Source organism: Lentzea alba (genome assembly GCF_011067745.1).
GTDB lineage: Bacteria > Actinomycetota > Actinomycetes > Mycobacteriales > Pseudonocardiaceae > Lentzea > Lentzea alba.
In genome coordinates, this window is sequence record NZ_JAAMPJ010000014.1 from 312,008 (window position 1) to 323,251 (window position 11,244).

Annotated in this window: 5 protein-coding genes; 3 read left to right on the forward strand and 2 right to left on the reverse strand. The window is 62.2% G+C overall.

Going from position 1 to position 11,244, the window contains the following annotated elements; all coding sequences use genetic code 11:
- The first annotated feature begins 598 nt into the window (after window positions 1-598).
- Entirely contained in the window at window positions 599-4,651 is a 4,053-nt protein-coding gene (locus G7043_RS39720; protein ID WP_166053850.1) for a hypothetical protein, read from the forward strand.
- 204 nt (window positions 4,652-4,855) lie between these two features.
- On the opposite strand, the gene G7043_RS39725 is transcribed toward G7043_RS39720, so the two are convergent.
- Window positions 4,856-6,004, reverse strand: a complete 1,149-nt coding sequence (locus G7043_RS39725) for a hypothetical protein (protein ID WP_166053851.1) — start codon at window positions 6,002-6,004, stop codon at window positions 4,856-4,858.
- 924 nt (window positions 6,005-6,928) lie between these two features.
- Between G7043_RS39725 and G7043_RS39730 the strand changes: the two genes are divergently transcribed.
- Window positions 6,929-7,564 (forward strand): hypothetical protein, encoded by a 636-nt coding sequence (locus G7043_RS39730; RefSeq protein ID WP_166053852.1) that lies wholly within the window; start codon window positions 6,929-6,931, stop codon window positions 7,562-7,564.
- Between the two features lie 14 nt (window positions 7,565-7,578).
- On the forward strand, window positions 7,579-8,532 hold the full coding sequence (locus tag G7043_RS39735) for a hypothetical protein (protein WP_166053853.1): 954 nt from the start codon (window positions 7,579-7,581) through the stop codon (window positions 8,530-8,532).
- A gap of 583 nt (window positions 8,533-9,115) precedes the next feature.
- On the opposite strand, the gene dpdD is transcribed toward G7043_RS39735, so the two are convergent.
- Complete coding sequence (dpdD, locus tag G7043_RS39740) at window positions 9,116-11,239, reverse strand: protein DpdD (protein WP_166053854.1); 2,124 nt, start codon at window positions 11,237-11,239, stop codon at window positions 9,116-9,118.
- Window positions 11,240-11,244 lie beyond the last annotated feature (5 nt).

An 11,244-nucleotide genomic window follows, 5' to 3' on the forward strand; every position in this document is an offset into this window, starting at 1 on the left:
CAACCGGAAAAACCCGCAGGCGAATGACCTGGGTGTCGTATCACTCCCTCACGGGGCAAACTGTTTTCCAGTCCATCGGTCACAGTTTGCGCGATGTTACTGCTGTCGTACGAACGGGTGATACTTGCTCTGCTGTTCACTCGTTCGTACGATTGTCGGAGACCTCCGCAACCACGGAGGCAGATCGGCATGCCTTCGTGAGACGGATTCGTCCAGCTCGTCGAACGAGGAGATGAGTGGGACGAGCCCACCGTCAAACTCGGCCCGGATCGGCACCGGACCGATACGGAAGCAAGTGATCTGGGCGGCAGCCCACCACCAAGCTCGCCTATCCCGCCGCAGCAGCCTTCGTGTGGTCCACCCCCACGCGTCCGACCGCAGCCTTGGCCGAAACCAGACCCAGGGGTCCCGCCTCAGATGCACACGCTGCCGGCCGACAACGTGAAGCGCGCCGAGCGACGAGGCGGTCGCGCGGTTTCTGGCGGCGCCGCATTCGCCCTCGGACGCGTGTTCGACCGGCTGGCGGCGGTTCTGGCGGGCCAGCCGTCCTTCACTCTCGTCGGGGCTCCACCCAACCGGCGGTCACAGGATCGAACTGGTGAAACAACTGCTCTACGGTCGGCACGGCAACAGCGGTGAGATCGGAGACTGCAGGATGACCGAGGCGAAGGAGTTCCACCGATACGCACTGCCGGCGTCACATCCGGTACTGCTCGACGATGATGGCTTCCTGCTGCCACCCCCCGAGGACGACTGGTTGAGCGGCGATGACGTACGGCCTGTCGCAGTCACCACGCTTCCCAAAGCGAAAAGCTCCTTCGCGCTTCTTGGTGCCGGTGGTGCCGGTAAGACCAGTACCTTCGAAGCCTTGGCCAAACATGAGCCGCTCGCCAGCGTCCTCAACGTCGCACCGCTCACCAGGGACAGCTTGGAGCGAAAACTCGCGGCTGCCTGTGAACAGCACCGTCCGATCTACCTCGATGGACTGGATCAAGCTGCCCTGCACGACCCTCGTCTTCTGCAATGGCTGGAAGATGAACTCACCTCTGAAGCGGCCCGCCTGGTGCCGTGGCGGCTTGCGTGTCGGTCTGCTGCGTGGGAGGCATCACTCGCCCACGTCCTCAAGGACCGCCTGCCGGACTTCACCGAGTGGAAGTTGTTGCCGCTCGACCGTGTTAGCGCTGAAGTGCTCGCCTCAGCGCAGGGTCACGATGGTGAGAGGTTCATCGCCGCCATCGTCGAGGCAGATCTGGGCAGACTTTCGGCGTGTGCCGGGCAGCTGCTCACCACCGCGAAGTACTGGTCCACGAAGGGCCGGCTGCCGAGCGGCTCAGTGGAGGCGATGCAGTTCGAGATCGACCAGTTTCTGGCCGAGCCGAACAACAAGGTGCTTTCGGCGATGCCGATCGACCGCGCGCGTGTGATCGCGAAACGGCTCGGCGCCTTCACCGCATTCTCCAGCACTCAGTCGCTAAGCCTGGCGCCTCACGAGGCTGACGGCGTCACCCTCAGCGTGGATCAATTGCCCTCCAGCTCCGAGCCTGCCGCGCCTTCGTCTCCCGTCATGCCCGAGGACTACCGGAGCGTGCTGAGAACCGCGTTGTTCGACTTCGCGGCTCCCGGTCTCCTGGTCTTCAGACATCAGATGTACGTCGAGTACTTGGCGGCGGCCTACCTCGTCGACCGTCGTGCCACGCCAGAGCAAGTAGCCACCTTGCTCGGCGCCGATGCCAACGGCGTACTTCCCACCTCCAGAATCGGCGTCGCGGCATGGATTGCGGCGTTGAAACCCGAACTCGTTGAACGACTGATCGCGGACAACGTCGAGACCTTCGCGTTCTCTGCGGCTGCTGTCGAGATCAGCTCAGATCCAGCACGGGCGGCGGTCGTCGAGGCACTCCTGGACGCGGCTGCGAGGGACGATCAACAGCCACGGTGGAACCTTGATCTCACTGGTCTCGTTCACTCCACTTTGGAAGGTCAGTTGTCGCGGCGTCTGCCGACTGAGCCAGCAGATTCACAGCTCCTGTGGTGGCTTTCTCGGCTAGCGATCGCGGGCCGCTGCGAGGGGCTTGCGCGACAGTTCGCCGAGGCGGCCCAAGACACGACCCACCAGGCATACGCGAGGCGAGCGGCGATCTTCGCGGCGGATCGACTCGGTAACGACGAGGTTCGCAGGTCTTTGCGAACCTTGCTCGACGGGGATCTGGCCGATCCCGACAACGAGATCTTGTGCACGCTGATCGAGGTTCTGTATCCGCGGCTGCTCACCACCGATGACCTTGCATCGGTCATGCGGCCTCACCGGTCGATCCTCTACGGCAACTATCGCCAGAAGCTGCGGGTCCTCGCCGACGACATTCCGACTCCAGATCTGGCCAGGTTCATCAGAGGGCTCGCCGCAGGCGTCGACGATGAGTCAGACGTGCTCAAGGACTACTACGAACTGCCAACGCACCTGCTCCGCCGAGCGTGGCCACACGCCGATGATCCCCAACTTCGAACAGCACTGGCGGAACTTGTGGCGGCCAGCGTCCGCAGCCACCACTGGAACAGAGGCAGGCAGGACATTCCCTGGGCGGAAGGGCCCGTTGAACGTCGCCGAGCCCTCGCACTCGAGCTCGCCCGTATGACAGTTCGGGACTGGTATGCAGTGGTCACTACCGGCTTGATATGCAGCGACGACGTTGCATGGCTCGTCGATCAGCTTCCGGCATTGCTCGACCTGGAAGCAGAAACGCTGAGCACGTGCCTATCCGCCATCCTGCACGACCCCTCAGCCGAAAGCGCCGACCTCATCCTCGGCCTATCGCCTGAACATCCAGCGTACGAGGCGACCAACCACCTGCGCGGGGCGTCCGAGCTGAACTCTCCCGCGGTGGCCAAGCGACGCGAAATGGCCGCACAAGATCACGCGTACAAGCGGGAACAGACCGATCGACGTACTCAAGCTCGACACGCCATCGCAGAGCTACTCGACGGACTCGAAGCGGACCCGGCTTTGTGGTGGAAGCTGACGTACCTGCTCACGGACGACGACAACGACGCGATCTTCAATGAGGACCTGACAGCACGCCCGGGCTGGCAGCACCTCACCGAGGATGAGCGCGTGAAGACCCTGCAGGCAGGGATTCGATACCTGCACGTCCACCAGCCGGAGCCCAAACGATGGTGCGGCTTCACATCGTTGAACACCGGAGATGCGCTGTCCGACTGGGAGGGCGTCCGCCTGCTGTCCACCCTTGCCCGCCACACTCCAGAAATCCTCAAGACCCAAGGCAGCAGCGTGTGGACCAACTGGAGCCACTCGATCATCGCCACGTGGCTAACTCACACCAGCAGCAACAACGAGCCAATGCGGCACGCGCTCCTGAACGTCGGGATGACACTGGCACCCGAACCGATCCTCGACGCGGCGCTTCATCACCTCGACGACCTCGAAGCAGCTGGCAGGAATCTGTCCTCTGAACCGGTGTACCGGCACCTCGGACCCCATATCGGCGCCGAAGTCGCCCGACGTCTCCTCGACGGTCGTTACAGCGGGGAACTCGCCCGTGATGTCCTCGACCTTGTGGCTCAACAGGCGCAGCCCGCGACCGCGCTCGACACATGCCTTCAGCTCAGGAACCAGGACCACTCGAAGCTCGCGAGCCGTGCACGCGCGCACCTCGCGACGATCGCGCCCAACCTCGTGATCGACGAGTTCGACACCACCGCACCGACTGCCGCCGCAGTGGCCGAGATGGCGTCGCGCTTCAACATCATCAAGCTCGACCACGCGCATCTGGTCCGAGCAGCGTCACATCTCCTGAACACCTACCCGTACGCGGAAGACCAACCTCTACAGCCTGGATTCGCCTACACACCCGCACATCACGCTCAGGAGCTCCGCGGCCGGCTCCTCCAGCAGCTCGCTGACAACGGCCACGCCCAGGATTTGGACGCGCTACGCCAAGGCCGTCCCGAGCTGGACCACAACATCATTACCAGCGCCTACCTGCGAACTGCCAGGTCACGCCAAGCCGAACTCACCTTGACCCCCACGACAGCCGACGACCTCCTGGAACTGCTCCGAAGCTCCGACGCACGGCTCGTGCACAACGACGCCGACCTTGTCAGGGTGGTCCTGCACATGCTTGCCAAGCTGCAGCACTCGATCAAACATGAGGGCGCCTTCCGCGACATCTGGAACGACACCACGCCGCAAACCGAAGACGACATCTCCGACTGGATCCGTCGCCGGTGCCACGAGCTCTCGTCCTCTGGCATTGTGGTGAACCGCGAACTACACGTCGTCCGGAACAGCGCCAAGGGCGGTATCGGCACACGCATTGATCTCACCGCCGAATCCCGTTCCCCCACGGCTCAGGACGCCTTTGTTGTCATCGAAGCCAAGCGCATAGACAACAATGAGTTGCTCACCTCGATATCGCAGCAGCTCATCGAGCTCTACCTCAAACCTCTTGAGCTCAGCTATGGCATCTACCTCGCCTACTGGATTCGCCCAGACCAGCGACCAAAGCGCTGGTCACACTCGGCGTATCCGACCGCTGCTGATCTATTGGAGAAGCTGGAACAGCAGGCGGAGGACGAGCGTACGCACGGCGTGCACATCACTCCCTACGTTCTCGACATCAGCCGCCCTACCTAGACAGCGCGGTAGTCTGCCGTAACCCCAGCCCAGCACTCAACAGACCGCCGCACGCGCGACCAGCATCCTGCACCTGTCCGGTGCAGTGTTCAGGCGAAGTTCCGCGTCGAAGTACGCAGTCGCGCCAATACAGACGGGTGGACAGTGCCCGAGAGCAAACTGAACACCACGCACGCGCGCTGGGCGTTATAAGCAGCGCACAGATCAGGGAAGTTCTTGACCATCGGCAGCAGGCGATCTGCGTAGTTCGTCCCACCAGTTCAGGAGGGAGCCACGCGCGATGTGCTCGAATGTAGAGAGGAGCATCGGGGCTTCCTTGGCGTCCCAGACGCCACCGAGTCCGCCAGTGTTGAGGCCCCACGGGACTTCTTGGATGGCGCCGTTCGCCTCGTGCCGGGGTTGTTCGAGCATCGGCAGCGGAAATGGTTTGCCGCCATGTAGCGCCTTAGACCGGTGGCGATAGATGAGCTTGGCATGCTGGGCCATCTTGGTCCAGTCCAGTTCTCCGGTTGGTGGGCGGAGGTCGGCAGGTTCGGGTGCACATTCGGTGAGGAAGTCGACGAATTTTTTCGTTGCCCTGATCTGAGGCGCGATCTGGTGCGAGACTTCGGCGCGCACCGCGTCGTCCGCAGTTTGTAGTGCCGCCCACAGTTCTGGCCATAGGTCTTCGACGAGCTCCTGCGGTGTGACTTGGCCGGTCTGGCGATAGTTCGCGGCGATCTCTATCGCGGTCACCAGTTGGAGCCACGCATGGTTCTGGTCTTCGTTTGACCACCACAGGCCCGTGGCGTAAGCGCGAGCGGCACGGACCAGTTCTACTTGAGCTTCTTCATTGAGGTCGGGGAAGGAATCCAAGCGATCTAGCTGACCAAGGTCGGCCAATCTGGTCAGCGCAGCAGGGATGTACTCGCGTCCGAGACGTCCTGGGTGTGCCAGTGGCGCCACCTCCAGGTAGATGGGTGGGTGTGCCTCGCTGTGTTCGTGTATGCCTGAAAGACGGGCCGTTCCGGCTACCCGAAGGCGCACGCCGAGGATTAGTGACACCAATGCGGCGATCTCGTCACTGGCCGTTCCGCCGTGATAAGCGTCAGAGTTGGCAGGGACCAACTCGCCGTCGATCACGACATCTGGGATGAGATTCGCGTGGACGCCGACATGCAGCCTGACCGCTGGTCGGACCGTAGGCAGCGTCCCGGGCAGGGGGCGTCCAATGATGGCAGCAAGAGCGTACGGGCCGTGGGACGACGGGCCGCCGACGAAGAGCCGGTCGGAGTAGAGCTCGTCGTCGGCGTTCTCGGTCTCCGGCTTCTCGTCGTTGAACGCTATCCAGTTACGCCAGGCGTCGGTACCCACGGCGACAAGCATCGCAGACATACAACAGATTCGCGTCGCCCTTTGATTCGGCGGGCCTTGCCAGCCGAGTCGAGGTCCAGGTCGCCTACGGCTGTTGATCAGGCCGTCGACCTTCTCCGCCAGAAGTCGGCCGACGGCGTCATGAGCTTGCGTGGCGAGACCGCAGGCGCAACAACAGTGCGGCGGCCATCCTGTGCTTCTGCAGGGCAGGGAGCCGCGGGCCAAGCCGGCTGTCCCGCGTTCAGCAACCCTCTCAACTGGCTCGACCCACCCTTCCCAGCGGGCGGGACGGGCTAAAGCAAAGCTGTCCCACGCCCTGCACAGACACATCTGCTGGTGGCGGGCATGAAGCGCAACGCATGAGGCCCGTCCCGTGTGACCGTTGTGGGACGGGCCTCAGCAGTCGAACGGACCAGGTAGCTACTCTGGACAACGAAGCGCTACGTGGGTGAATAGTGTGCGACTTCGTCCTCGGACATCGGAGTTGATCAAGCGGATGAGGATCTTAGATCCTCATCCGCTTTTTATTCGTGACCAACAGTCGCCCCAGATGGCCGTAAACGACATCGACAACATCCTTCATTTGCCTGCGGAACGCTGCAGCCGAAGCACTATCCCAGGCGATATTTCACGTTGCAAGAAATATGGAAGCGATGGGTTCCGCATAAACATAGCGGGATCTAGGCCTCCATCTGGAGCAACAATCCGCCACTTCCCCAGGCTTTCCCTAGGTGGCGGCCATGCACTTGAGGTACAGTCAGGATGTGAGGAGTATCACAGCTACGTGGAATGTGGTGGTTAGTGAACAAGCGACTGGTCTACTTAGCGTTCATTGTCGCATGCCTCATTCTTCTAGGTTATGGACTCGCCACATCTAGGTCGTCTCTAGGATTCCTATTAGCAAGCGGTGCCATATCGAGCTTGATGGCATCGCTGATTTGGGTGGCTTTGAATAGTCGCGAATTCGGCGCACAAAGAGAAATAGTCGATCGACTTTTGGAACTGGAGGCTCTCGCCGATGCGAGAGCACGTACCGGTGCACTACGAGTCGACGGAAAGTATTCCAACAAACCCGACTATTGGAACCGCCTAATGCAGGCAACGAACGGACGGCTCATTATTATGGGCCGCGCACTTCAGAGCTGGTTAAAACCCGAGTATGAAGAGCATTTTAAAGCCGCGATTGAGCGCGTTGCCCGCAACGGGGGTGACGTGTGTTTTCTGCTCCTCGCACCCAACGGTGCTGCCCAGAAACACATCAAGGCCATAGGCGGTCGTGATCACGCGTCGAAGAAGCACAGGACCGCTCAGACCTTGAGTAATTTTCGTGATTCACTTCCAGTGCGGATACGAAGTAATGTCGAACTTCGATACCTACCCGACGACCTTGAACCATATTATATGGCAATTATTACCGACGCCGGCTTGGACTTCACACCATATCTCCACACCGAAGATAGCAAAGACGTCGTGCACCTTTCATTCGACCATGGCTCGCCGTTTGCCAGAAGCGTAGTGACTGATATCGCCTCCCTAAGGGAGAATTCCAAGAAGCTTTAGCGAATGGACCTTCTATGGAAATTCTACAGAAGCTCAGGGCGACCACCAGCTACTCCACCAGGGGCTGGAACAGAGAAGATGCATCGCGCTACGTGGTCAATATCGGCGGTAAGATAGTTGAAGCATCGCACTTCCGCCATTACTTGGACGCCGAACATATTAAAGACGTGGTTGAGCTCCCCACGAGCTACGGCTGCGCCGTGGGGTGTCATCACTGTGCAGCCACGGAGCTGGGCACTCACGAAGCACTCAATTATACTGAGGTGCGGGATCTTGCTGAGTTCGTGGCCGACGATCAAACTTTGTCGCGGAGTTCAAGATTCCTTTTTACTTACTCAGGAATCGGCGAGTCGTCGTTGATGCGAACGACCATCGAACAATCAGCCAAAGAAATCTCGACCAACTTTCCGTCGTGCTATTTTAACTTGACCACCGTAGGACTCCGCCCCGATTTGTTTTCTCACTTGGACCGCTTGGCCACAGACGTGGAGTTGAAGTATGTTCAGGTGAGCCTACTTCACCCGCGCTCCAGCAAGGTCCACTCTATAATGCGAATGGGAGAATCTGCGGGTTATCGGGTTGAAGACATAGCATCGGCGATGACTAAGACCGCAAATCTCACGTATCGGCTCAACTACGTGGTCATTCAGGGCTTCAACAGCACTGGCAACATCTTCACGGCCGCCTTGAAGATGTTTGAAGGCCTACAGGACAACTGCGTCGTCCGAGTATCGAGAATGAACGAAACCGCTGCCAGCATACGAAACAAACTGACTCCTCCCGATACAGCAACGGTCGAGCACCTAGCAGAAGTCGCACGGAAGATGGGGTTTGATGCATATCACTTTTATTCGCTCAAAAATGATAACTTGAATTGCGGCCAGTTGGCGGGCAGTTATCTAGATGCCGCTCCACGAATTAGATTGCCGCGCCCTCAGAACATCTCCTCGTCCGAGACGCGCCACTGAGTACATCCAAGACAAACCGCAGCGGGCCCTTGTGCTTGAGGCGGTGAGTTCCGGTTGAGCTCGCGCGACAGCTTCACCGTGGCGCCAACCGAGAGACACGCCGGAGACGACGAAACCGTGGACGATCAGGAGCGCAGTGGCGACGCGGCACTGCCACCGGCCCTCGATGACGCCTGGGCTTGGCCGCGCGATTCCGGCCATGGTCCGCGCGGCCGTCATTCCGTCCGCTTCGTTGACGAAGTCACGACCCTGACTGCGGCCTCGTGAACCTAACCAGCACGCTAGCGAGTGCGTCGCATCGGACGAGGTGAACAGGTTAACCCCTCGCCATAGTTGGCGGGTTGGTCGCCGACCGAGGAGTCGGAGCCGGGGTCATCGTGAACGCAGCCGGGACGGCAAGTCATGTCGGCCGTGGCTGTACCTGGGCAGCGGCAGCACCACACGTGTCCAGGCTTGCCGTGGGCACGACAGCGTTCACGACGCGATAACCGCGTGAGTGATGGCCGGTCAGTTGGGTTCGGTGTGGTTGCCGGAGCCGGGCCTGCGCTGGCGTGGCCGCCCTAGTCCAGGTATGGACGTCTGCTCAGTCCGAAGCGCTGAGGTACAACTCCAACGCCTGCAGGAAGCCGGTGACCCCGCGGCCCTGCGGCAGAATCTGCTGATCACGGGTGCGAACGGCGTCGATGGCCTCGGTTGCGGCATGAGCGGCGTGCCAGGTGTCGACGATCAGGTAGTCGGCTCGTCGAGCGAGCCCTCGCAGCGCAGCAGTTGCGACGGTGTCGGCGTTGCCCTCCACTGAGGCAGGCTCGCATAGGCTGGCGAGTCGCGTTCGGAGAGCGTCGGCCGTCCGCGGCAGGAGCGAGTAGATGCCAAGCACCTTCCCGTCGAGGCGTTTCCAGACCGGATCGTCGTCGGTGATGCCCTCGTCCTCGGCGGGAGGCAGCCCAATGTCCGCCGCGAGCACCTGCAACTCCGACCGTTGCCGCGAGCTGAGGCGTTGACCGAAGCTGCGGGACCGGCCCACGATTTCGGTGACCAGGGCGATGCGACTATCCGGGTCGGGGCAGGGCGTATCGAGCAGGATGTCGACGAGACCGATCCCCCAGTTCACAGCCACCGGGGCCGCCACCTTCCGCCATATTTCGCCCGCCTGGGCTAGAAGGTCGGTGTAGCCGGGTTGTTCTTGGCCACTGTCCAGGAGTTGGCCGAGCAGGTGCAGGTAGGACTCGCGGACCGGCGCGCTCAGGTTCTGCTGTTCAGCGAGGACAAGCAGGACCGCCTCAGCGAGGCTAGCCCCGAACGCCGAGGCCACCGCGGACGCGGCGGCGCGGCAGAGCACGTCGAGCCCGGCGATGATCTGTTCGCGGTTAATCCCGAGCCAGGCCGAGAAGACGTTGTCGGCCAACGCGGTCATCTTCGCGTTGGATACAAGCGGGAGCTCGTCCCACTCCGCGTACTGCGACCGGAGCACCTCGGCGGCGTACTCCCAGGGCTCGTCCCTGCCGATCCGGGCGCCCCACTCATCCCAACTGCGGCACCGGTTGTTGATGAGGTCGGACAGCTCCTGCAGGTTCTGCCGGAGGTGACGGCTCTGCCGCACCAGCCCCTCGGCAAGCTGCTGCTCCACAACGGTGCGTACGGCGACAGCGTGCACGGTGTCGGCACGCTCCAGCACGGAGATCACCGCTAGGTCGGCGGCTCTCGGATCTGGGCCGTCCAGGAATGCGCGGACCACTGCCCCGTACTGGCCGTCCTCGAACAGGCTCCGGATGTCCGTGCCCACCGGAGTCGGCGGCGGCGCGGCTAGTGCAGCCAACTGGTCGAGGCGGTCGCGCTCGGTGGGGCCTGAGGCGGCAGCCGCCACGAGTTCGAACCGGGCCATATCGCCCACCGCGAGGGCCACCACCGCGATGACCGCGCGTCCGGACGACGTGGCGGGGACCTCACGTGTGTTCAGGACCGCGCCGTAGCGCGCTCCGAGATCGGCCTGGGCGTAGATCTCTGCAGGCGACCGGTTCACCGCGAGTTCGGCGACCTCGGTCCACCAGAGCATCTCCAGCAACGCCTCGTTCACCGCCCGCGGCCGGCGTGCCCGCAGGAGTTCGGCGAGGTAAGGCAGCAGGCGCAGGTCGCGCCAGCGCTCCAATCGTGCCAGCTTCTCGACCTCGAGGAATCTGAGATTCTCCGCGCTGAGTTGACCGCATTGCTGCAGTCCTCGCCAGGTCTGTTCGACCGACTCGGCGTCCTGGTGCAGGAGCGCCAGGCGGAAGTCGCGCAGCTGGTCGACAAACGACGTCCGAACCGGCCGGTTGGCGGTGCCCTTGCCCTGAAGGGTCGCGACCGCATCCTCGATGCGGGCCAGGAACATCTCCGGAGCGGAGTTCCGCCGCAAGTACGCGACGTGCACCAGCCCTGCTTGGTGCAGCGCCGCGTCGATGCCGCCGGCGTGCGGCGCGAGCGCCTCAGATTCGAGGGTCACCGCCGGGCCGAGAAATGCCCGCAGCACCTCGACGCCCCTGCGTTGGCCCTCGCGGTTCTCGGACAACAGGTAGAAACCGGATGGAACGCGCTGAACCGGGGCTACCAGCCAGCTACCGGTGCCGCTAGTCCAGCTGGCGGTCTGGTTGCCGACCAGGATCTCCACCCGGTCGCGCCGGTCCCCGTACCGTATAGGGTCACCGAGAGCGATCTCCAGCGCTTCCCGCACCGAGG